Genomic DNA, 21,692 nt, shown 5'->3' with positions numbered 1-21,692 from the left:
GATTAGCTCCTTAAACCTTTTCGCCGCGAGCACGCAGCTCGCTCAGCACGGCATCGATACCGCGCTTGTCGATAACACGCATGCCCTTGGCGGAAACGCGCAGACGCACGAAGCGCTTCTCGGACTCGACCCAGAAGCGGTGATGCTGCAGGTTCGGCAGGAAACGACGACGGGTTTTGTTGTTAGCGTGGGAAATGTTGTTCCCGGTAACCGGACCCTTACCGGTTACTTGACAGACTCTCGACATGCCTCAGCCCTCTAAACCACATGCCCAACCCGGCATGGGTTGGCCGCTTGAACTCTCACTTTAATGGGCGCTGAAGCGCCCGTCTCGTCAGGGTCTTACCGGCCGCACAAAGACTGCGAAAGACCGGGCCCCCAGAAAAGAGCGCTGCTTTATATCAGAAAGACCCTAGTGCAGCAAGGGCCGTAGCGATTTACCCACAGGCAGGCCACGCCACAAACCGCGCCCACGCAGCCACATCAGGGCCGCCAACCTAAGCGACCGCTCGTCGCCCACTACACATTGTTCGCCGACCGGCCTTGGTCTAGGGTAAGGCCTTTGGCCCGCCACGGGCTTACCAGCCATCGCAAAGGAGCCGCCATGCGTCTTGCCGCCCTCCCGCTTCTGTTTGCCCCGCTGCTCGCCCAGGCCGCGACTCTCAGCGTCTGCACCGAGGCCAGCCCCGAGGGCTTCGACGTCGTGCAGTACAACTCCCTGACAACCACCAATGCCTCCGCCGACGTGCTGATGAATCGCCTGGTGGAATTCGATGCACAGAACGGCAAATTGATACCGGGGCTGGCCGAAAAGTGGGAGGTTGCCGCCAACGGATTGACCTACACCTTCCAGCTGCGCCACGGCGTGAGTTTCCATTCGACCGACTACTTCAAGCCGAGTCGCCCACTGAATGCCGATGACGTGGTGTTCAGCTTCCGGCGCATGCTGGATCCGACCAACCCGTGGCACAAAGTTGCCCAGAGCGGCTTTCCCCACGCCCAGTCCATGCAGCTCCCGAACCTGATCAAGCACATCGAAAAGGTCGACGGCCTGCAGGTGCGGTTCACGCTGAACAAACCGGACGCCACGTTCCTCGCCACCCTCAGCATGGGCTTCGCCTCTATCTATTCCGCAGAGTACGCCGACCAACTGATGACAGCGGGCACGCCCGAAAAGCTCAACGCCCTGCCCATCGGCACCGGTCCCTTCGTCTTCCGTCGCTTCCAGAAGGACGCCGCGGTGCGTTATGCCGCCAACCCGGACTACTTCGGCGGCAAGCCCGGGGTCGACGGCCTGGTCTTCGCCATCACCCCCGACGCCAACGTGCGCCTGCAGAAGCTGCGCCGCGGCGAATGCCAGATCGCCCTGTCACCCAAACCCCTGGATGTGCGATCCGCCGCCAGCGACAAGAACATCAAGGTTATCCAGGTGCCGGCGTTCATGACTGCCTTTGTCGGCATCAATAGTCAGCACCCTCCGCTGGACAAATCCCAGGTGCGCCAGGCGATCAACCTCGCCTTCGATAAGGCCAGTTACCTCAAGGCGGTTTTCGAAGGCAGCGCCACGGCCGCCGACGGCCCCTACCCGCCGAACACCTGGAGCTACGCCGGACAGTTGCCGGCCTACCCCCATGACCCCGAGAAAGCCAAAGCGCTGCTTGCCGAAGCCGGGCTCAAAGACGGATTCAAGACCACCATCTGGACCCGCCCTTCCGGCAGCCTGCTCAATCCCAGCCTGGGCGCCCAATTGCTGCAGGCTGACCTCGCCAAGGTCGGCATTCAGGCGGAGATCCGCGTAATCGAGTGGGGCGAACTTATCCGGCGCGCGAAAGCAGGCGAGCATGACCTGCTGTTCATGGGCTGGGCGGGCGACAACGGCGATCCGGACAACTTCCTCACCCCGCAGTTTGCCTGCGCGTCGGTGCAGTCCGGGCTCAACTTCGCGCGCTACTGCAACGCCGAGCTCGACAAGCTGATCGCGGACGGCAAGACCCATGCCGACCCGGCTGAACGCTCCACCCTCTACAAAAAGGCCCAGCAGATCATTCGCGAACAGGCCCTCTGGCTGCCGCTCGCCCATCCCACGGCCTTCACCCTGACCCGCACCAATGTCGAGGGTTACCAGGTCAACCCCTTCGGCCGACAGGACTTCGCCAAGGTGAAACTGGACTAGATCCAGCCTCGCTCCGCCATCGACAGGGGCTCACCGTCACCGACGATGAAGTGATCGAGCACGCGTACGTCGATCAGCGCCAGCGCCTCCTTGAGGCGCAGGGTCAACTGGCGATCGGCTTCGCTGGGCTCGGCGACGCCCGAAGGATGGTTATGACTGAGAATGAGCGCCGCGGCATTGTGCGCCAGGGCACGCTTGACCACCTGGCGCGGGTAGACGCTGGCGCCGTCGATAGTGCCGTGGAACAGCACCTCAAAGGCCAGCACCCGGTGCTTGGCGTCGAGGAACAGGCAGGCGAACTGCTCGTGGGCGGAATGGCGCAACTGCGCCTTGAGAAAATCACGCACTGCCTGGGGATTTTCCAGCGCGGATTCGCGACGCAATCCCTCAGCGAGATGACGTCGGGCCATTTCCAGCACCGCCTGCAACTGGGCGAACTTGGCTGGCCCCAAACCGAGGTGCTGGCTGAAGTCGTGCAGCTCGGCCTCGAGCAATGCGCGCAGGCTGCCGAAGTCGTTGAGCAGGTGGCGGGCGAGATCGACGGCGCTGCGACCGGCTACGCCGGTGCGCAGGAAAATGGCGAGGAGCTCGGCGTCGCTCAGGGACGCCGCACCCAGTTCAAGAAGCTTCTCCCGCGGACGCTCCGCCGCAGGCCAATTGCGGATGCTCATGACACCTCCATGATTGAGCTGCGCCGCTGTTCCAGTGCGGTCGCTGTGCTATCTTAACCCACCTTTTTTGCGCGACGATCGGCCTGGGGAGGCGCCTTCGCCGCAGCACATCTTCAACCTTATAAAAGGCAGGCCTATGCAGCGGCTCTATCGGAAACGCATCCTTCTGGGCGTGGGCGGCGGCATTGCCGCCTACAAGAGCGCTGAACTGGTTCGCCGCCTGCGCGACCAGGGTGCCGAGGTCCGAGTGGTGATGACCCAGGGCGGCCGGGAGTTCATCACCCCCCTGACCCTCCAGGCGCTCTCCGGCCACCCCGTCCACCTCGACCTGCTCGACTCCGCAGCCGAAGCGGCCATGGGTCATATCGAGCTGGCTCGCTGGGCTGACCTGGTACTGATCGCACCTGCCACCGCCGACCTGATGGCGCGTCTGGCCCTGGGCGTCGCGGACGACCTGTTGACCACCCTGGTGCTGGCCACCGACGCCCCCGTCGCCCTGGCCCCGGCGATGAACCAGGCCATGTGGCGTGACCCGGCGACCCAGGCCAACCTGGAAATCCTCGCCAAGCGTGGATTGCGCCTGTTCGGCCCGGCAGCCGGCAGCCAGGCCTGCGGCGATGTCGGCCTCGGCCGCATGCTGGAAGCCGAGGAACTGGCCCAGCGCGCCGCCGACTGCTTCGAGCACCGCGCCCTCACGGGCCGCCATGTGCTGATCACCGCCGGACCGACCCAGGAAAATATCGACCCGGTGCGCTACATCACTAACCACAGCTCCGGGAAGATGGGTTTCGCCCTCGCCGAAGCCGCAGTGGAAGCCGGCGCCAAGGTGACCCTGATCACCGGCCCGGTGCACCTGCCCACGCCGGACCGGGTCAACCGCATCGACGTGGTCAGCGCCCGCGACATGCTTGCCGCCTGCGAAGCGGCCATGCCCTGCGACCTGCTGATCGCTGCCGCCGCGGTGGCCGACTACCGTCCGGAAGTGGTCGCCCAGCACAAAATGAAAAAAGACCCGACCAGTGGCGAAGGCCTGCTGCTGCAGCTGGTACGTAACCCCGATATCCTCGCGACGCTCGCCGGCCGTCCCGACCGCCCTTTCAGCGTGGGCTTCGCCGCCGAGACCGAGAATCTGCTCGAGTACGCCTCGCGCAAGCTCAAGGACAAGAACCTCGACCTGATCGTCGCCAATGACGTGGCCAACCCCACCATCGGCTTCAACAGCGAGGAGAATGCCATCACCATCATCAACCGCGACCTGGCCCAGACCAGCTTCGCCCAGACCAGCAAAGGCAAGATCGCCCGCCAACTGATCGCCTTCATCGCCGACCGCCTCAACCAGGCCTGAGACTCCATGCACTCACTGCAAGCCAAGATCCTCGATCCCCGCATCGGCAGCGAATTTCCGCTTCCGCAATACGCCACCCCTGGCTCTGCCGGCCTCGACCTGCGTGCCATGCTCAAGGAAGAAGTCGTCCTCGAGCCCGGCCAGACCCTCCTTATCCCCACGGGCCTCTCGATCCACATCGCCGACCCGGGCCTGGCCGCGCTGATCCTGCCGCGTTCGGGCCTCGGCCATAAGCACGGCGTGGTACTGGGAAACCTGGTGGGCCTGATCGACTCCGACTACCAGGGCGAGCTGATGGTGTCCTGCTGGAACCGCGGTCAGACGGCATTCCGCATCGCCATTGGCGAGCGCATTGCCCAACTGGTGCTGGTACCCGTGGTCCAGGCACACTTCGAGCTGGTTGACGAGTTCCACGAAAGCGAACGTGGTGCCGGTGGTTTCGGTCACTCCGGTAGCCACTGACAGTCCAACATCAGGACGAACCGCCTAGGAGACGTTCAGTGAAACTCTTCAAGCGCAGCAGCAAGGACGCCGCCAGCAACGGATCGGCCAGAGCGTCGGCCGAAGCCAAGCCCGACCATAATGGCTCCGACGACCTGCTTCCAGGCGCGCTGGCCGCCCTCGTGGGTGTGGCCGCCGCTGGCGCACTGCTCTGGTTTGGCGTCCTCAGTCCCGCCGAGCAAGGTCGGGTCGACCAGCTCGGCCAGGCCTGGGGCGGCAGCCAGGCCGCTACCCTGCGCCAGGCGATCGTCCAGCTGCAGGCCGATACCGCCGCCGCCGCCCATGATCCGAGCCTGATCGACGCCCTCAACAGCGGTGACGCCGGTCAGTTGATGGCCGCCGAACGCAGCCTGGGCTATCGCGACGGCGTGATCGATGCTCACCTCAACCTGCCTGGCCAGGCCCAACAGAACAGCCAGCGTGCCGCACCGATGAACTTCGCTGCGCTGGATATGCTGCGTCGCCTGGAAAATGGCCAGCCGCCCAGCCCTGAAGCTTTCAAGGTCGGTGACCGCTGGCTGGTCTACAGTGCCGCGCCGCTACGCCTGAACGAGCAGAGCCCGCCCCAGGGCACCCTGCTGATGGTATTCGAGCTGGACCGGCTGCTGCGCAGCCTGCCATCGTTGCCGGCGGAGGTCGGCCAGCTGCAGCTGACCCAGCAGTTCAGCAACGCCCCTGCCCAGCTCCTTGCCCAGCGTGGGGAGGCCGCCGGTGTTGCGCCTATCGACCTGGACAGTGGCAACCCGAACTGGAGGCTCAGTTTCACGCCTGGTCCGACCCTGACCCAGACCGTCTTCTCCCCGTTGCTGCTGGCCCTGGCCGCCCTGCTCGCCCTGGGCGGCGCACTGCTCGGCCTGAAGCTCAGCCAGGGCGCCCTGCAGCGCAAGCTGCGGGACGACGCGCAGCAGCTCAATCAGCTGTTGCAAGAACTCTCGAACGGCAAGAGCGTCAAAGCCTTCAGTCTGCGCCTGCCGGCGCTGGACAGCCTGGCCCAGGCGCTTGCCCGCCAACCCAGGCGCAAACCCGAGCCGGCGCCGGACAATGGCCTGGCCAAGGTAGCCGCCAGCAACCCTGTTGCCCCGGCACCCCCTCGGCCGGCCGAATTGGCCGACCCGCTATTCCAAGATACCGACATTCTCGATATCGACATCCTCGACGAAGACCAGGACCTCCTGGGATTGGAGCAAGCCCCCGCCATGACCAGCATCGAACAGATCGCTCCCACCCTGCCCGCCAGCATTTTCCGCGCGTATGACATCCGCGGCGTGGTCGGCGATACCCTCACTACCGAGACCGCCTACTGGGTGGGTCGCGCCATCGGCTCGGAAAGCCTGGCCCGCGGCGAGCCCTGCGTCTCGGTCGGCCGCGACGGCCGCCTGTCCGGCCCCGAACTGGTCCAGGCGCTGATCCAGGGCCTGCTGGACTGCGGCTGCCAGGTCAGCGACGTCGGCATGGTGCCGACCCCAGTGCTCTACTACGCCGCCAACATACTGGCCGGCAAATCCGGCGTGATGCTCACTGGCAGCCACAACCCGCCGGACTACAACGGCTTCAAGATCATGGTCGCCGGCGAAACCCTGGCCAACGAACAGATCACCGCCCTTCATACCCGCATCCAGAACAACGACCTGGCCAGCGGTGTAGGCAGCATTGAGGTGGTCGACGTACTGGACCGTTATTTCCGCGAAATCCGCGATGACATCGCCATGGCCAAGCCCATGAAAGTCGTGGTGGACTGCGGCAACGGCGTCGCTGGCGTGATCGCGCCGCAACTCATCGAAGCCCTCGGCTGCACCGTGATCCCCCTCTACTGCGATGTCGACGGCACCTTCCCCAACCACCATCCGGACCCGGGCAAGCCCGAGAACCTGGAAGACCTGATCGCCAAGGTGAAGGAAGAGAAAGCCGACCTGGGCCTGGCCTTCGACGGCGACGGCGACCGCGTGGGCGTGGTGACCAACGAAGGCACCATCATTTACCCCGACCGCCTGCTGATGCTGTTCGCCAAGGATGTGGTATCCCGCAATCCCGGCGCCGACATCATCTTCGACGTCAAATGCACCCGTCGCCTGACCTCCCTCATCAGCGGCTACGGCGGCCGCCCGGTGATGTGGAAGACGGGCCACTCGCTGATCAAGAAAAAGATGAAGGAAACCGGCGCGCTGCTGGCTGGCGAGATGAGCGGCCACATCTTCTTCAAGGAGCGCTGGTACGGCTTCGACGACGGCATCTACAGCGCCGCGCGCCTGCTGGAAATCCTCAGCCAGGACAAGCGTGACGCCGAACATGTGTTCTCGGCCTTCCCGAAAGACGTCTCCACTCCGGAGATCAACATCACCGTCACCGACGAGAGCAAGTTCCCCCTGATCGAGCGCCTGCAGCGCGAGGCCAATTGGGGCGAAGCGAACCTCACCACCCTCGATGGCGTGCGTGTCGATTATCCGAAGGGCTGGGGCCTGTGCCGCGCCTCCAACACGACTCCCGTGCTGGTGCTGCGCTTCGAGGCCGACACCGAGGAGGAACTGGAGCGCATCAAACAGGTGTTCCGCAGCCAGCTCACCCTCATCGCCCCTGAACTCAACCTGCCGTTCTGATTCGTGTCACTGGAGCCCAGCATGACCCTCAGCCTTGACGCTGCTTCCCACGTCGCCCAGGTCCTGTCCGAAGCGCTGCCCTATATCCGCCGCTTCGTCGGCAAGACCCTGGTGGTCAAGTACGGCGGCAACGCCATGGAAAGCGACGAGCTGAAGGCCAGCTTTGCCCGCGACGTGGTGTTGATGAAGGCTGTCGGCATCAACCCGGTGGTGGTGCATGGCGGCGGCCCGCAGATCGGCGACCTGCTCAAGCGCCTCTCCATCGAGAGCCACTTCGTCGACGGCATGCGAGTGACCGACGCGCAGACCATGGATGTGGTGGAGATGGTCCTGGGCGGCCAGGTGAACAAGGACATCGTCAACCTGATCAACCGCCATGGCGGCAGCGCCATTGGCCTGACCGGCAAGGACGCCGAGTTGATCCGGGCGAAGAAGCTCACCGTCACCCGCCAGACCCCCGAGATGACCCAGCCGGAAATCATCGACATCGGCCACGTCGGCGAGGTTGCCAGCGTCAACACCGACCTGCTGAACATGCTGGTGAAGGGCGATTTCATCCCGGTGATCGCGCCGATCGGCGTGGGTGCCAATGGCGAGTCCTACAACATCAACGCCGACCTGGTGGCCGGCAAGGTGGCCGAGGCGCTGAAGGCCGAGAAGCTGATGCTGCTGACCAACATCGCCGGCCTGATGGACAAGCAGGGCCAGGTGCTCACCGGCCTGTCCACCGAGCAGGTCAACGACCTGATCGCCGACGGCACCATCTACGGCGGCATGCTGCCGAAGATCCGCTGCGCCCTGGATGCCGTGCAAGGCGGCGTGAACGCTGCGCACATCATCGACGGTCGCGTGCCCCATGCGGTGCTGCTGGAGATCTTCACCGACAGCGGCGTCGGCACCCTGATCACCAACCGCAAGCGTCACTGAGCGGTGCGACACCCAGACAGGCCGGAGCGATCCGGCCTGTTCTTTTTTGAGGAGCCGGCAATGGCCAAGCTGTCCCGCGATGACTTCAGCTTCTTCCACCCGCTGCGCGTGCGCTGGGCCGAAGTGGACCCGCAAGGCATCGTTTTCAACGGCAACTACCTGACCTACGCTGACGTCGCCATCACCGAGTACTTCCGCGCCCTCGAAGTGGCCTACCCGGCCGATCTCCTGAAGGATGGCGGAGATTTCTTCGCGGTGAAGACCCTGCTGGAATACCTGGCGCCCGCGCGCTTCGACGAACAACTGGACGTGGGCGTGCGGGTCAGCCGGCTGGGCGGCGCCAGCATGGCCTTCGAGCTGGGCATCTGGCGCGAAGACCAGCAGCTGACCTCAGGCGAAGTGGTTTACGTGCATGCCGATGCCGACAACCGCAAGAGCCTGCGGTTGCCGGATTGGCTGAGGGAGAAGGTGCGGGGTTTCGAGCGGGCTGCGCCGACCGACTGAGGCCGGCTAGCGAACACCACCGAGCAACTCGGCCAGTCGCGCACGATCTGCTGCATAGGCCGCCATGGCGGCTTCGCGACTCTTCTCGTAGCGGACGATGTCCTTGTCCAGCCCCCTCTGCTGCTCGCGCAGGTTGTTGATCTGCTCCACCAGGTGGGAGGGGACGTCACGCCCGGCCCGCTCGCTCTCGGCAGCCTGGCTTTGCAGGTTGGCCTGTTGGGCACGCAGCGACTGCTGATTGCCGCGGGCGACGCCGATCAGGCCATCCAGCTCGGCCAGTTTGCGCTCCAGGGCGCGGTCGACGTCTTCGACGCTGGTGTAGAGCCGCAGCAACTGCGCATCGGAGCTGGCGCGGGCCTTTGCGTCCAGCTGGCGCTGCATTTCCTCGCGACTCGGAGCAGGCGGGATCACACGAATGACCCGACCCTGCTCGTTGAGCACCTCGTAACCCTTGCCAATGTATTCCGGCGGCACGCCCTGGCGATCAAGGACGGTCACGCCCTTGTCGTCGACGTAGCGATACAGCTCGGCCGCGCCGGCCAGCGCCGGCAACAGGATAACCAGTGCCAGGCTGTAGCGAAGTGCAGGCAACATCAGCATGAGGAATCCCGGCCCCGAATGGTCAGATACCGAAGTTGGCGCGATAGGCTTCCACGGCTGGCAGGTGCTTCTTCAACTCCGCGTCACCGGCCAGGTATTCCAGTACCTGCTCCAGGGACACGATGCTGACCACCGGGATGCCGAAGTCGCGCTCTACTTCCTGTATAGCTGAGAGTTCACCCTGGCCACGCTCCTGACGGTTCAGCGCGATCAACACACCGGCCGCCTGGGCATTCTGCGCCTGGATGATCTGCATCACCTCGCGAATCGCGGTGCCGGCAGTAATGACGTCATCGATGATCAGCACGCGACCGGCAAGCGGTGCACCGACCAGGGTGCCGCCTTCGCCGTGGTCCTTGGCTTCCTTGCGGTTGAAGCACCACGGGATGTCGATCTGATGATGCTCGGCCAGTGACACGGCAGTCGCCGCCGCCAACGGGATGCCCTTGTAGGCCGGACCGAACAGCACATCGAAAGGAATGCCGCTGTCCACCACGGCGGCCGCATAGAATCGGCCGAGCTGGGCAAGGGCCAAGCCACTGTTGAACAGGCCGGCATTGAAGAAATAGGGGCTGGTACGCCCGGATTTGAGAGTGAACTCACCGAAACGCAGAACTCCGCGCTCGATGGCAAAGCGAATGAAATCGCGCTGGTACGCCTGCATGAAAAGCCTCGGACGGCACGGATTTAGCTAAAAAGAAAGAGCTCGGGTATCATACACGCACGTGTTTTTGGGGGCCATTTATGCGGATCATCAGTGTGAACGTGAATGGTATTCAAGCGGCAGCCGAGCGAGGTCTCCTCAGCTGGCTGCAAGCTCAGAATGCCGACGTGATCTGCCTGCAAGACACACGTGCCTCCGCCTTCGACCTGGACGACCCTGCCTTCCAACTGGATGGTTATTTCCTCTACGCCGGCGATGCCGAAGTGCCTGCCCAAGGTGGCGTGGCGCTCTATTCGCGGTTGCAACCCAAGGCGGTTATCTGGGGACTCGGCTTCGAGTCCTGCGATCGGTACGGACGCTATCTGCAGGCTGATTTCGACAAAGTGAGCATCGCCACCCTGCTGCTGCCTTCCGGGCAAGGCGGGGACGAGAATCTGAACCATAAGTTCAAGTTCATGGACGACCTCACTCATTACCTGAACAAGCAGCGCCGCAAGCGTCGCGAATACATCTACTGCGGCTCGATGTACGTCGCCCACCAGAAGCTGGATGTGAAGAACTGGCGCGATTGCCAGCAGATCCCCGGCTTCCTGGCGCCCGAGCGTGCATGGATGGACGAAGTGTTCGGCAATATGGGTTATGTCGATGCTCTGCGCGAAGTCAGCCGCGAAGGCGACCAGTTCAGCTGGTGGCCGGACAGCGAGCAGGCCGAGATGCTCAACCTCGGCTGGCGCTTCGACTACCAGGTGCTGACGCCGGGTCTGCGCCGCTTCGTGCGTAGCGCCAAGCTGCCGCGCCAACCGCGCTTCTCGCAGCACGCACCGCTGATCGTCGACTACGACTGGTTGCTGAGCGTGTGATCCAGGCAGAAAAAAGCCGGCTTTCGAGCCGGCTTTTTCTTGTCCGCGATTCGGCCTATTTCACCAGGCGCCAGCAGAAGGGGTAGCGATATGCCTGGCCTTCGTTGGCCTTGATCCCGGCGATGATGGTCAGCACCAGGGCACCGATGCTCACCAGGCCAAGCAGCGGAAAGCCGATCACCACCAGCATCAGCAGGAAGCACAGCACCACGGCCAGCGCCACGGTGATCTGGAAGTTCAGCGCTTCCTTGCCCTGGGCGTCGACGAAGGGATCAAGGTCCTTCTTGATTTGCCAGACGATCAGCGGCCCCAACAGGTTGCCGAAGGGGAACACCAGGCCGAGGAAGGCGGAAAAATGGCAGAACATCGCCCATTGCCGCACTTCCCGGTTCGGCTCCTGATACTGAGTAGGTTCGTCCATTCCTACACCTCCTCGTGCGGATGTCGTGTCAGTCGGCCAGGGCGGCGCGCTGCAGTTCGAACAGCTCATTCAGGCCCTTGCGTGCCAGGTCGAGCATGGCGGTCAGTTCTTCCGGCTGGAAGGGTGCGCCCTCGGCGGTACCCTGGACTTCGATGAAGCCACCGGCATCGGTCATGACCACGTTCAGGTCGGTTTCGGCGGCGGCGTCTTCCAGGTAGTCCAGGTCCAGCACCGGCTCACCCTGGTAGATGCCGACAGAGACGGCGGCGACCATCTGCTTCAGCGGTTCGCCTTTCAGCGCGCCACGCTTCTTCAGCACCTTCAGCGCGTCGACCAGGGCCACCATGGCGCCGGTGATGGAGGCGGTACGAGTGCCACCGTCTGCCTGGATCACATCGCAATCCAGATAGATGGTGTTCTCACCCAGCTTGGTCATGTCCAGAGCGGCGCGCAGCGAGCGGCCGATGAGGCGCTGGATCTCCAGCGTACGACCGCCCTGCTTGCCACGGCTGGCTTCACGCTGGTTACGCTCGCCGGTCGCACGCGGCAGCATGCCGTACTCAGCGGTCAGCCAGCCCTGACCCTGTCCCTTGAGGAAGCGTGGCACGCCGGACTCGACGCTGGCCGTGCAGATCACCTTGGTATCCCCGAACTCCACCAGCACCGAACCTTCGGCGTGCTTGGTGTAGTTACGGGTGATGCGGATCGGACGCAGCTGTTCGGCCGCGCGGCCACTAGGACGTTTCATTGGGGCTTACCTGTTCGGGAGAAATCTGCCGGCCATTATAGAGGCCCTGCGGCACGGGGGACATCGCCGCGTTGGGAGGCGCGGTCCGCCTGGGCTACAATCCCCTCCTTTGATCGCCTAACCCAGAGGACACCCCATGGTGCACAGCATGACCGCCTTCGCCCGCGTAGAACGGGCTGGCCCCCACGGCACCCTGAGCTGGGAACTCCGCTCGGTCAATCACCGCTATCTCGAACCCCACCTGCGCCTGCCGGAAGCCTTCCGCGACCTCGAAGGCCCGGTGCGCGACGCCCTGCGCCAGGGGCTCTCCCGCGGCAAGGTGGAATGTACGCTGCGCCTCGCCGAAGAAAGTGCCGGCAAGCCGCTGCAGGTGGACCGCGAGCGCGCCAGCCAGCTGATCCAGGCGGCCGAAAGCGTTGCCGCACTGATCCAGCAACCGGCCCCGCTCAACCCGCTGGAAGTCCTCGCCTGGCCGGGCGTACTGGTGGCCGACGCCGCCGACCCGCAAGCACTGAACGCCGCCGCCATGGAGGCCTTCGCCCAGGCCCTCAACGAACTGAAGAACGGCCGCTCCCGCGAAGGCACCGAACTGGCCCGCCTGCTCAATGACCGCCTCGACGCCATGCAGGAAGAAGTCACCGCCCTGCGCGCTCTGGTTCCACAGATGCTCACTGCCCAGCGGCAGAAAATTCTCGACCGTTTCAATGAGATGAAAGCCGAGCTGGAGCCGCAGCGCCTGGAGCAGGAAATGGTCCTGCTGGCGCAGAAGAGCGACGTGGCCGAAGAACTCGACCGCCTCGTCACCCATATCGGCGAAGTCCGCCGCGTGCTCAAGGCTGGCGGCGCCGCCGGTCGCCGCCTCGACTTCCTGATGCAGGAACTCAACCGCGAAGCCAATACCCTGGGCTCCAAGGCGTTCGATCCGCGCAGCACCCAGGCTGCGGTCACCCTCAAGGTGTTGATCGAGCAGATGCGCGAACAAGTCCAGAATATCGAGTAAGAGACTGCCCCCATGACCGCCACCCCCGGCACCCTGTACATCGTTTCCGCCCCCTCCGGCGCCGGCAAGACCAGTCTGGTCAAAGCACTGATCGACGCCGAACCGAACATCCGCGTTTCGGTGTCCCACACCACCCGAGGCATGCGCCCGGGCGAAGTGGACAGCGTCAACTACAACTTCGTGACCCGCGAAGAGTTCGTGCAGATGCTTGAACACGGTGATTTCCTGGAGCATGCCGAAGTCTTCGGCAATCTCTACGGCACTTCCCAGCGCTGGGTGCAACAGACCCTGGCCGAGGGCCATGACCTGATCCTCGAAATCGACTGGCAGGGTGCCCAGCAGGTCCGCCACCTGATGCCCCGGGCCAAGTCCATCTTCATCCTGCCACCGAGCCAGCACGCCCTGCGCCAACGTCTGGACAACCGCGGCCAGGACAGCGAAGAGATCATCGAGCGCCGCATGCGCGAGGCCGTCAGCGAGATGAGCCACTACGTCGAGTACGACTACCTGGTGATCAACGACGACTTCGCCACCGCGCTGGAAGACCTCAAGGCCATCTTTCGCGCCAACCAGCTGCGTCACGACGCGCAACAGGTCCGCCACGGCGCCCTGCTGGCCCACCTGCTCGACTGACCACACCCTCTATCGAGGCGATAGCTGGCCTCTCGGCCGGCCTTGGGCCAGACTCCACCCTGGAAGCGCTGAAAATCGGCGCTTCCCTAATTGCTGGCGATTTTTTAGACTATCCAGTCCGCTCGCCCATTCGGGCACCGTATCAGCCATTCATTTCGTGCTACGAGGAACACCATGGCCCGCGTTACCGTTGAAGATTGCCTGGACAACGTTGATAACCGCTTCGAGCTGGTCATGCTCGCCACCAAGCGTTCCCGTCAGCTGGCCACCGGCGGCAAAGAGCCGAAGGTAGCCTGGGAAAATGACAAGCCGACCGTAGTCGCCCTGCGCGAAATCGCTGCCGGCCTGGTCGATTACGACGTCATCGCCCAGGAAGACATCGTTGAAGAAGAGCCGCTGTTTGCCGCATTCGAGGACGAGGCCAACGAGGCCCTCTGAATCCATGCCCGGTCGACGTCGCACGGCACAGGGTAGAGAAGGTCGGCAAGGAGAAGAATCTTGCCGAGCATAGACGCCCTTGCCGAACGACTTTCGACCTATCTCGGCGCCGACCAGGTCAACCTGGTGCGCCGAGCCTACTTCTACGCCGAGCAGGCCCATGATGGCCAGCGCCGGCGCAGCGGCGAAGCGTACGTTACTCACCCGCTTGCCGTAGCCAGCATCCTCGCCGACATGCACATGGACCATCAGAGCCTGATGGCCGCGATGCTGCATGACGTGATCGAGGACACCGGTATCGCCAAGGAAGCCCTCAGCGGGCAGTTCGGCGAGACCGTTGCCGAGTTGGTGGACGGGGTCAGCAAGCTGACCCAGATGAACTTCGAGTCCAAGGCCGAAGCCCAGGCCGAAAACTTCCAGAAGATGGCCATGGCCATGGCCCGCGATATCCGCGTGATTCTGGTCAAGCTGGCCGACCGCCTGCACAACATGCGCACCCTGGAAGTGCTGTCCGGCGAGAAACGCCGGCGCATCGCCAAGGAAACCCTGGAAATCTACGCCCCCATCGCCAACCGGCTGGGCATGCACAGCATGCGCGTGGAGTTCGAGGACCTTGGCTTCAAGGCCATGCACCCGATGCGCTCCGAGCGTATTCGCACTGCTGTCCGCCGCGCCCGCGGCAACCGCAAGGAAATCGTCAACAAGATCGAGGAATCGCTGACCAACTGCCTGCGCCGCGAAGGCATGGAAGGCGAGGTCATCGGCCGCGAGAAGCACCTCTACAGCATCTACAAGAAGATGCGCGGCAAGCGCCGGGCGTTCAATGAAATCATGGACGTCTACGCCTTCCGCATCATCGTCGACAAGGTCGACACCTGCTACCGCGTGCTCGGCGCCGTGCACAACCTGTACAAACCGCTGCCCGGTCGCTTCAAGGACTACATCGCGATTCCCAAGGCCAATGGCTACCAGTCGCTGCACACCACGCTGTTCGGCATGCACGGCGTGCCCATCGAGATCCAGATCCGCACTCGCGAAATGGAAGAGATGGCCAACAACGGCATCGCCGCCCACTGGCTGTACAAGTCCGCCGAGGACGACCAGCCCAAGGGAACCCACGCCCGCGCCCGCCAGTGGGTCAAAGGCATCCTGGAACTGCAGCAACGTGCCGGCAACTCCCTGGAATTCATCGAGAGCGTGAAGATCGACCTCTTCCCCGACGAGGTCTACGTGTTCACGCCCAAGGGCCGCATCATGGAGCTGCCGAAAGGCTCCACCGCGGTCGACTTCGCCTACGCGGTGCATACCGACGTCGGCAACACCTGCATCGCCTGCCGCATCAACCGCCGCCTGGCGCCGCTGTCCGAACCGCTGCAGAGCGGCGAGACCGTGGAGATCGTCACTGCGCCGGGCGCCAGGCCTAACCCGGCCTGGCTCAATTTCGTGGTCACCGGCAAGGCACGCACCCATATCCGCCACGCCCTCAAGCAGCAGCGCCGCTCCGAGTCCATCAACCTCGGCGAACGACTGCTGAACAAGGCTCTGGCCGGCTTCGAGAGCCACCTGGACAAGATCAGCCCCGAGCGTGTCCAGGCCGTTCTCGGCGAGTACCGCCTGGACGTGATCGAAGACCTGCTGGAAGACGTCGGCCTTGGCAATCGCATGGCCTACGTCGTCGCCCGCCGCCTGCTGGCCAGTGATGGCGAACAGTTGCCGAGCCCCGAGGGTCCGCTGGCGATCCGCGGCACCGAGGGCCTGGTGCTGAGCTACGCCAAGTGCTGCACGCCGATCCCCGGCGACCCCATCGTCGGCCATCTTTCCGCCGGCAAGGGCATGGTGGTGCACCTGGAAAGTTGCAAGAACATCGGCGAAATCCGGCACAACCCGGAGAAATGCATCCAGCTGTCGTGGGCCAAGGACGTCGCAGGCGAATTCAACGTCGAACTGCGCGTCGAGCTGGAACACCAGCGCGGCCTGATCGCCCTGCTGGCCAGCAGCGTCAACGCCGCCGACGGCAATATCGAGAAAATCAGCATGGACGAGCGCGATGGCCGCATCAGCGTGGTCCAACTGGTGGTCAGCGTACATGACCGTGTACACCTGGCCCGCGTGATCAAGAAGCTGCGTGCGCTCAAGGGGGTGATCCGCATCACCCGCGTGCGGGCGTAGCCGATCCCAAGAAACCCAAGGAGTTCTCATGAGCAAGACCGTCATCAGCAGCGACAAGGCCCCCGCCGCCATCGGCACTTACTCCCAGGCCATCAAGGCCGGCAACACCGTCTACCTGTCCGGCCAGATCCCGCTGGACCCGAAGACCATGGAACTGGTTGAAGGCTTCGAAGAGCAGACCGTGCAGGTGTTCGAGAACCTGAAGGCCGTGGCCGAAGCCGCGGGCGGCTCCTTCAAGGACATCGTCAAGCTGAATATCTTCCTCACTGACCTGTCCCACTTCGCCAAGGTCAACGAAGTCATGGGCCGCTACTTCGAGCAGCCCTACCCGGCTCGTGCCGCCATCGGCGTTGCCGCCCTGCCGCGCGGCTCCCAGGTGGAAATGGACGCCATCCTGGTCCTCGAATAAGCGCCTCTCGCCACGGGCCGTCCAGCCCGTGGCATCGTTCCGGAAGGACTCCGTCATGCGTCACACCCTCCCCTTGCTGCTCTGCGCGGCCATTCTCGGCGGCTGCTCAAGCGCGCCCTCTGACCCCAGTGGCATCTGGATCAACCAGGCGGCGATCAACGCCGCGGCCAAAGAGGGCAAGCTGCGCGAGTCCCTGCTCGCTTATGGCCCGAACCTGGAGTGGCAGATCGACCAGAAAACCGGCGAAGCCCATTACAGCAACGGCTTCGAGCTGGGCGAAGGACGCCTCGCCGCCCAGGAAGATGGCAACTGGCGGGTGGACTTCTATGGCGACTTCCACGAAACGCTGGAAGTGGACGGCAACCAACTGGTCCAGCAGGCCAGCGAGAACCTCCCCGAGCAGCGCTTCGTCCACCCGGAAAAGACTCCCACCGAGGGCGCCCCACCGGGCAGCGCCTTTGAACACGCGCTCTACACCGCCTACCTCGGCGGCAGCTGGAAGATCGTCGAAGGCCAGGGGCAGGGCGGCCTCGTCAAGTTCAACCCCGACGGCAGCCTCGAAGGCCTGCCGGGTGCTGATCGTTACGCGCTGTGCCTGGCCGGTGACTGCGCAGCCATGAGTGGCGAGAACGACAGTATCTGGCTGCAACAGGGCAATCAGGGCGCGGCCTGGATCTTCGTCCACGATGGCGATGAACTGGAAATCCTCGAAGCCCGCAATCGCGCGCAAATCGACGAGATGCCCGAGTACTTCCCCGGCAAACGCGCCTGGCTGCTGGAGCGCGACTGAGTCTCAGCGAACCCTGGGTGGGCAGTTCGGCGTGGGCTGAAGCCCACCCTACAAGCCGAGGATTACCCCTGCGGCCAGCCATCCCCCTAGCGCCAGCAGCAGCGCGCCGCAGAGCCGATCCAGCGCCCTCACCCGCATCTGCAGCCAGCCGCGCCAGCGCGGATGGCCCAGCAAACGCACCAGCGCCATATCCCAGAACAGCACCACCGCTGTCATCCAGCCCATGCTCATGACCAGCCCCCAGCCGGGCATAGCCGCATTGCGCAGCACGCCGAACAGCCCGGCATAGAAGATCGGCAGCTTGGGATTGAGGCTGCTGGCGAGCAGTCCCTCGTAAAACCCGAGCCGCCACGAACCACGCTCGCCCGCCTCAGCCTGCGGCAGCTCCAGCTCGCGGGTCGCCAGCAGCGCCTGGACGCCGATCCAGATGAAGTAGCCGCCTCCCGCCAACTGCAGCAGTTTCCACCCAGGCCCCTCCAACGCGGGCAACAGGCTCAGGGCAAGCAGCACCAGCACCATGCTCAGCAAATTGGCCAGCGCGATGCCGGCCGCAACACCGTCGGCATGGCGCAATCCTCTGACCAGCCCGGCACGCAGCAGCAGGAAAAAATCCGGACCTGGCGACAGCAAGGCAGCGAAATGAGTGCTGGCGACCAGCAAGAACAGCGCAAGCATGACGACGCACCTCCGTTGGACACGGCGGCCAGTGTCGAAGCCCGATGGCTTGGCGGTCTTGGAGAAAACTCAGGTGCGTGCGGCGCGGCGGAACTGCCCAGGCGTCACGCCAGTGAAACGCTTGAAGGTCCCGGAAAAATGCGCCTGGTCGTAGAAGCCCAGGGACAGCGCCACCTCCAGCGGCGGCTGATCACCCAGCAGCATGCGCTTGGCTTCACGTACCCGGCGCTGTAGCAGGTAGGTGTGCGGCGGCACGCCGTAGGCGCGGCGAAATGCTTCGATCAGATGGCGCGGATGGCGCTGCACCAGAGCGGCCAATTGCTCCAGGCTGACCGCCTCGACGTAATGGGCCTCCAGGTAGTCGCGCAGAAACGCCGTCACCCCGCCGTCCCGCATGGCGGGTGCCGCCACGCGCAAACCGCCGTGACGCACGAACACCCGCTCCAGCACCTCCAGCAGTTCGCTTTCCAGGGCCAGCGCATCGCCCCGCTCGAACTCCGCCGCCAGGCGCGCCAAGCCCGCCGCCACCAGACCGTCATCGGCCGGGTTCAGCTCGCGGAAACCGCTGGGCAGGCGCTTGCGTCCGAGCAGTGTCGGCAGGCGCGACTCCTCCACATAGAGCATGCGATAGACCAGTCGCTCGGACTCGGCATGGCCGGTGTGGGGCTCCTCGGGGTTCATCAGCGACAGGGTGCCGGCTGGCAAAGCATGGCGCGCGCCCCGGCACTGGTAGCCGCCCACGCCCTGGAGAATGGCGCCAATGGCAAAGGCATCATGGCTGTGGCGGCCGAAGGGCTGCCCGGAGAAATCCGCGTGGAACAGCTCCACCCCCGGCAACCAGGGGCGCGCCAGCATGCGGTTGGCATCCACGCTCAGGGCTCGCCCAGGATGGCGGCGTAACCTTCGCGGAAGCTGGCGTAGCGCGGTGCCCAGCCCAGTGCGCGAGCGCGAGCGTTGCTGCAGCGTTTGCTGCCCGAGCGGCGCACGGTGGACTCCTCGGCCCACTCGGTCACCCCCATCCGCTCACGCAGCCACCCCACCACTTCGTGCAGCGGAGCCGGGGCATCGTCGACGCCGATATAGCAATCCTCCAGTGCTACACCACCGGCATCGGCCTTGAGCAGGTGGGCCAGCAGCCCGGCGCAATCGTCCACATGAATACGATTGGCGTAGAGAGGGGGTTCACTGACCACGCGGTAGCCCATGCGGACCTGCTTGAGCAGCCATTCGCGACCCGGACCGTAGATACCGGTCAGGCGTACAAGGGTCGAAGGAATGCCGCTGTCCATGGCCAGCCGCTCCGCCTCCCGCATCACCCGGCCGGAATAGCCCTCGGCCTCGGCGGGAGAGGTTTCATCGATCCATTCACCGTCGCGCTGGGCATAGACGCCGCTGCTGGAGACGAACAGCAGGCGCCGCGGCATCTGCCCACGTTCGGCTAGCCAGGCGAGCACGTGGCGCAAGCCGTCGACATAAGCGGCGCGGTAGCCGTCTTCGTCGTGCTGAGTGGCCGCCACGCAATAGACCAGATAGTCCAGCGGCCCCTTTGGCCAATCCACCGGGCACTCGGACCGCTCCAGGTCGCCTGCCACCGGCAGCACGCCGGCCGGCAGCGCTGCGACCTGGCGACGCAGGCCATGGACGGTCCAGCCGACCTGCAGCATCTGCTGGGCCAGGCGGCTGCCAACATCGCCGCAGCCGGCGATCAGGAGGGTAGCGGACATCAGGGAAGCTCCGAAAAAGTCCTCAGGATAGGCGCACGGGCGGCCATCGCCAATCGCTCAGGCAAGGGGCGAGTCGTCGGGCGAGGGCACAATTGTTATATAGTCACTTTTATAAACAAGAATTACTTGCAATAATGCCACCCCTTCGGTCCCGGCCGACGCTTGCGCGCCGATGGACGAAACCGCTTCCTTTCCTTCAGGTCCGGCCAGCATGAATTCCTACGCCCGCAACGCCCAGCCCCATACCGTCGCCCGCCCGCCACGCCTGCTGGCAGCCCTGTTGATCAGCCTGATGCTGGCGCCCGGCAGCTCCTTCGCTGAAGAGCCGACCGCCCAGTCCGTGCCGGCTGCCGCCACTCCGGCAGCCGCTTCGGCGCCCACCGCTGACGCCGCCAACGCGCCTGCCGGTGCTCCGGTAGCAACCGGCGCTCCGACTGCCGAAGGCACTGTCGCGCCTGTCGATGCCGCCGCCCAGGACCCGAACGCCCTGCCGACCGACCCGCTGGCCGCCGAGCTCGAAGGCGAGCAGATGCTGGCCCACGACCTGTCGCCCTGGGGCATGTATCAGAACGCCGACATCGTGGTGAAGGCCGTGATGATCGGCCTGGCCTTGGCCTCCGTCCTGACCTGGACCGTGTGGATCGCCAAGGGTTTTGAACTGGTCGCAGCCAAGCGCCGCCTGCGCCGTGAGCTGCTGACCCTGAAAGGCGCCCGCACCCTGGGCGAGGCTGGCGAGCAAGTCAGCAATGGCAGCTGCGTCTCCCGCCTGCTGGTGCAGGACGCCCAGGAAGAGGTGAAACTGTCCACCAACACCCGCGAGAAGGAAGGCATCAAGGAGCGCGTCAGCTTCCGCCTCGAGCGCCTCGTGGCCGCCAGCGGCCGGCAGATGAGCCAGGGCACCGGCGTACTCGCCACCATCGGCTCCACCGCACCCTTCGTCGGTCTGTTCGGTACCGTCTGGGGCATCATGAACAGCTTCATCGGCATCGCCAAATCCCAGACCACCAACCTCGCCGTGGTCGCCCCCGGTATCGCCGAAGCCCTGCTGGCCACGGCCCTTGGCCTGGTAGCAGCGATCCCCGCCGTGGTCATCTACAACGTTTTCGCCCGCTCTATCGCCGGCTACAAGGCCCAGGTGTCCGACGCTTCCGCCCAGGTGCTGCTGCTGGTCAGCCGCGACCTCGACCACCAACCGGCCGAACGTGGCCAGTCTCCGCAAATGGCGAAAGTGGGCTGACCCATGGGAATCCATCTGAACGAAGGTGGCGATGATCTCCAGGAAACCCACGAGATCAACGTCACTCCCTTTATCGACGTGATGCTGGTGCTGCTGATCATCTTCATGGTTGCAGCGCCCCTGGCCACGGTCGATATCAAGGTCGACCTGCCCGCGTCCACCGCCAAGCCCGCGCCCAGGCCGGACAAGCCGATCTACCTGAGCATCAAGGAAGACAAGAGCCTGTACCTGGACAACGAGCACGTCACCGAGGAGCAGTTGGGCAGCGTGCTGGACAAGCTGACCAACGCCGACAAGGAGAAGACCATCTTCGTCCGCGGCGACAAGGTCGTGGAATACGGTCGTCTGATGGAAGTCATGGACACCCTGCGCGGCGCCGGCTACCTCAAGATCGGCCTGGTCGGACTCGAGACGGTCGGGACTAAATGAGCCAAGGCAAACGCAAGCTGTCGCAATGGGGCGTCAGCCTGGTCGTCGTGCTCGGCCTGCACATCGGCCTCGGCCTCTGGGCGCTGTACTGGCGTCCGCACGCCGAGCCGATCGAGCTGCCGCCGGCGGCCATGATAGTGGAGCTGGAGCCGCTTCCAGCCCCCGCGCCCAAACCAGCAC

24 protein-coding genes and 1 pseudogene are annotated in these 21,692 nt (G+C 64.5%); 16 read left to right on the top strand and 9 right to left on the bottom strand.

The window, feature by feature from the left end:
- Nucleotides 1–10: 10 nt before the first annotated feature.
- The gene (gene rpmB / locus FFS60_RS21105) at nucleotides 11–247 is read right to left on the bottom strand and encodes a 50S ribosomal protein L28 (RefSeq protein WP_028626887.1); all 237 of its coding nucleotides are present in this window, start codon (nucleotides 245–247) and stop codon (nucleotides 11–13) included.
- Between the two features lie 357 nt (nucleotides 248–604).
- On the opposite strand from rpmB, the gene FFS60_RS21100 reads away from it, so the two are divergent.
- Nucleotides 605–2,173 (top strand): ABC transporter substrate-binding protein, encoded by a 1,569-nt coding sequence (locus FFS60_RS21100; RefSeq protein WP_137823061.1) that lies wholly within the window; start codon nucleotides 605–607, stop codon nucleotides 2,171–2,173.
- Here the strand turns inward: FFS60_RS21100 and radC are convergent.
- Complete coding sequence (gene radC, locus FFS60_RS21095; RefSeq protein ID WP_137823060.1) at nucleotides 2,170–2,844, bottom strand: DNA repair protein RadC; 675 nt, start codon at nucleotides 2,842–2,844, stop codon at nucleotides 2,170–2,172. The genes FFS60_RS21100 and radC overlap by 4 nt on opposite strands.
- A 136-nt stretch (nucleotides 2,845–2,980) precedes the next feature.
- On the opposite strand from radC, the gene coaBC reads away from it, so the two are divergent.
- The 5 genes from coaBC to FFS60_RS21070 are packed head-to-tail and all read left to right on the top strand — an operon-like array spanning nucleotide 2,981 to nucleotide 8,715.
- On the top strand, nucleotides 2,981–4,189 hold the full coding sequence (gene coaBC / locus FFS60_RS21090; protein WP_028626890.1) for a bifunctional phosphopantothenoylcysteine decarboxylase/phosphopantothenate--cysteine ligase CoaBC: 1,209 nt from the start codon (nucleotides 2,981–2,983) through the stop codon (nucleotides 4,187–4,189).
- A 6-nt stretch (nucleotides 4,190–4,195) separates the two neighbouring features.
- Nucleotides 4,196–4,651, top strand: coding sequence for a dUTP diphosphatase (dut, locus tag FFS60_RS21085; protein ID WP_028626891.1), 456 nt, complete (start codon nucleotides 4,196–4,198; stop codon nucleotides 4,649–4,651).
- Nucleotides 4,652–4,689: 38 nt separating this feature from the next.
- Complete coding sequence (locus FFS60_RS21080; protein WP_137823059.1) at nucleotides 4,690–7,284, top strand: phosphomannomutase/phosphoglucomutase; 2,595 nt, start codon at nucleotides 4,690–4,692, stop codon at nucleotides 7,282–7,284.
- Nucleotides 7,285–7,305: 21 nt separating this feature from the next.
- Nucleotides 7,306–8,211, top strand: a complete 906-nt coding sequence (gene argB / locus FFS60_RS21075) for an acetylglutamate kinase (RefSeq protein WP_028626893.1) — start codon at nucleotides 7,306–7,308, stop codon at nucleotides 8,209–8,211.
- Between the two features lie 60 nt (nucleotides 8,212–8,271).
- Nucleotides 8,272–8,715 (top strand): thioesterase family protein, encoded by a 444-nt coding sequence (locus FFS60_RS21070; protein WP_028626894.1) that lies wholly within the window; start codon nucleotides 8,272–8,274, stop codon nucleotides 8,713–8,715.
- 6 nt (nucleotides 8,716–8,721) lie between these two features.
- Here the strand turns inward: FFS60_RS21070 and FFS60_RS21065 are convergent, their stop codons facing one another.
- Nucleotides 8,722–9,315, bottom strand: a complete 594-nt coding sequence (locus FFS60_RS21065; RefSeq protein ID WP_137823058.1) for a DUF4124 domain-containing protein — start codon at nucleotides 9,313–9,315, stop codon at nucleotides 8,722–8,724.
- A gap of 22 nt (nucleotides 9,316–9,337) precedes the next feature.
- Complete coding sequence (pyrE, locus tag FFS60_RS21060; RefSeq protein ID WP_028626896.1) at nucleotides 9,338–9,979, bottom strand: orotate phosphoribosyltransferase; 642 nt, start codon at nucleotides 9,977–9,979, stop codon at nucleotides 9,338–9,340.
- 80 nt (nucleotides 9,980–10,059) lie between these two features.
- Between pyrE and FFS60_RS21055 the strand changes: the two genes are divergently transcribed.
- Nucleotides 10,060–10,839: an exodeoxyribonuclease III gene (locus FFS60_RS21055; RefSeq protein WP_028626897.1), complete on the top strand. Its 780-nt coding sequence runs from the start codon at nucleotides 10,060–10,062 to the stop codon at nucleotides 10,837–10,839.
- Nucleotides 10,840–10,894: 55 nt separating this feature from the next.
- Here the strand turns inward: FFS60_RS21055 and FFS60_RS21050 are convergent, their stop codons facing one another.
- Nucleotides 10,895–11,260 (bottom strand): DUF4870 domain-containing protein, encoded by a 366-nt coding sequence (locus FFS60_RS21050; RefSeq protein WP_028626898.1) that lies wholly within the window; start codon nucleotides 11,258–11,260, stop codon nucleotides 10,895–10,897.
- Between the two features lie 28 nt (nucleotides 11,261–11,288).
- The gene (rph, locus tag FFS60_RS21045) at nucleotides 11,289–12,008 is read right to left on the bottom strand and encodes a ribonuclease PH (RefSeq protein ID WP_028626899.1); all 720 of its coding nucleotides are present in this window, start codon (nucleotides 12,006–12,008) and stop codon (nucleotides 11,289–11,291) included.
- 136 nt (nucleotides 12,009–12,144) lie between these two features.
- Here rph and FFS60_RS21040 point away from each other — a divergent pair, with 136 nt between their 5' ends.
- The 6 genes from FFS60_RS21040 (at nucleotide 12,145) to FFS60_RS21015 (ending at nucleotide 17,447) form a co-directional block, all read left to right on the top strand.
- A complete protein-coding gene (locus tag FFS60_RS21040) occupies nucleotides 12,145–13,008 on the top strand; it encodes a YicC/YloC family endoribonuclease (RefSeq protein ID WP_028626900.1) in 864 nt (287 codons plus the stop codon).
- Between the two features lie 12 nt (nucleotides 13,009–13,020).
- Complete coding sequence (gene gmk / locus FFS60_RS21035; RefSeq protein ID WP_028626901.1) at nucleotides 13,021–13,641, top strand: guanylate kinase; 621 nt, start codon at nucleotides 13,021–13,023, stop codon at nucleotides 13,639–13,641.
- A 174-nt stretch (nucleotides 13,642–13,815) separates the two neighbouring features.
- Nucleotides 13,816–14,079: a DNA-directed RNA polymerase subunit omega gene (rpoZ, locus tag FFS60_RS21030; RefSeq protein ID WP_016495387.1), complete on the top strand. Its 264-nt coding sequence runs from the start codon at nucleotides 13,816–13,818 to the stop codon at nucleotides 14,077–14,079.
- A 60-nt stretch (nucleotides 14,080–14,139) separates the two neighbouring features.
- A complete protein-coding gene (gene spoT / locus FFS60_RS21025; RefSeq protein WP_137823057.1) occupies nucleotides 14,140–16,248 on the top strand; it encodes a bifunctional GTP diphosphokinase/guanosine-3',5'-bis pyrophosphate 3'-pyrophosphohydrolase in 2,109 nt (702 codons plus the stop codon).
- A gap of 28 nt (nucleotides 16,249–16,276) precedes the next feature.
- Nucleotides 16,277–16,657: a RidA family protein gene (locus FFS60_RS21020; protein ID WP_028626903.1), complete on the top strand. Its 381-nt coding sequence runs from the start codon at nucleotides 16,277–16,279 to the stop codon at nucleotides 16,655–16,657.
- A gap of 55 nt (nucleotides 16,658–16,712) precedes the next feature.
- Entirely contained in the window at nucleotides 16,713–17,447 is a 735-nt protein-coding gene (locus FFS60_RS21015; RefSeq protein WP_028626904.1) for a hypothetical protein, read from the top strand.
- Nucleotides 17,448–17,495: 48 nt separating this feature from the next.
- On the opposite strand, the gene FFS60_RS21010 is transcribed toward FFS60_RS21015, so the two are convergent.
- The 3 genes from FFS60_RS21010 to FFS60_RS21000 all read right to left on the bottom strand — a co-directional run bounded on the left by FFS60_RS21010 (nucleotide 17,496) and on the right by FFS60_RS21000 (nucleotide 19,846).
- Nucleotides 17,496–18,122 carry a LysE family translocator gene (locus FFS60_RS21010; RefSeq protein ID WP_028626905.1) on the bottom strand — a complete coding sequence of 209 codons (627 nt, stop codon included), beginning with the start codon at nucleotides 18,120–18,122 and terminating at the stop codon, nucleotides 17,496–17,498.
- Between the two features lie 69 nt (nucleotides 18,123–18,191).
- On the bottom strand, nucleotides 18,192–18,992 hold the full coding sequence (locus tag FFS60_RS21005) for an AraC family transcriptional regulator (RefSeq protein ID WP_028626906.1): 801 nt from the start codon (nucleotides 18,990–18,992) through the stop codon (nucleotides 18,192–18,194).
- A 2-nt stretch (nucleotides 18,993–18,994) separates the two neighbouring features.
- Nucleotides 18,995–19,846, bottom strand: a complete 852-nt coding sequence (locus FFS60_RS21000) for an SDR family oxidoreductase (RefSeq protein WP_137823056.1) — start codon at nucleotides 19,844–19,846, stop codon at nucleotides 18,995–18,997.
- Between the two features lie 211 nt (nucleotides 19,847–20,057).
- On the opposite strand from FFS60_RS21000, the gene exbB reads away from it, so the two are divergent.
- From exbB to FFS60_RS20985, 3 genes and pseudogenes are all read left to right on the top strand, one after another.
- A complete protein-coding gene (exbB, locus tag FFS60_RS20995) occupies nucleotides 20,058–21,083 on the top strand; it encodes a tonB-system energizer ExbB (protein WP_137823055.1) in 1,026 nt (341 codons plus the stop codon).
- 3 nt (nucleotides 21,084–21,086) lie between these two features.
- A complete protein-coding gene (gene exbD / locus FFS60_RS20990) occupies nucleotides 21,087–21,512 on the top strand; it encodes a TonB system transport protein ExbD (protein ID WP_028626909.1) in 426 nt (141 codons plus the stop codon).
- Nucleotides 21,509–21,692, top strand: a pseudogene (locus FFS60_RS20985) (energy transducer TonB); the annotation flags it as partial. The gene exbD and the pseudogene FFS60_RS20985, both read left to right, overlap by 4 nt.

It is taken from the genome of Pseudomonas sp. D(2018) (assembly GCF_005502555.1).
Taxonomy (GTDB): Bacteria; Pseudomonadota; Gammaproteobacteria; order Pseudomonadales; family Pseudomonadaceae; genus Metapseudomonas; species Metapseudomonas resinovorans.
The sequence above is the reverse complement of the archived record's forward strand: the minus strand, read 5'-3'. Positions and strand labels throughout refer to the sequence as shown.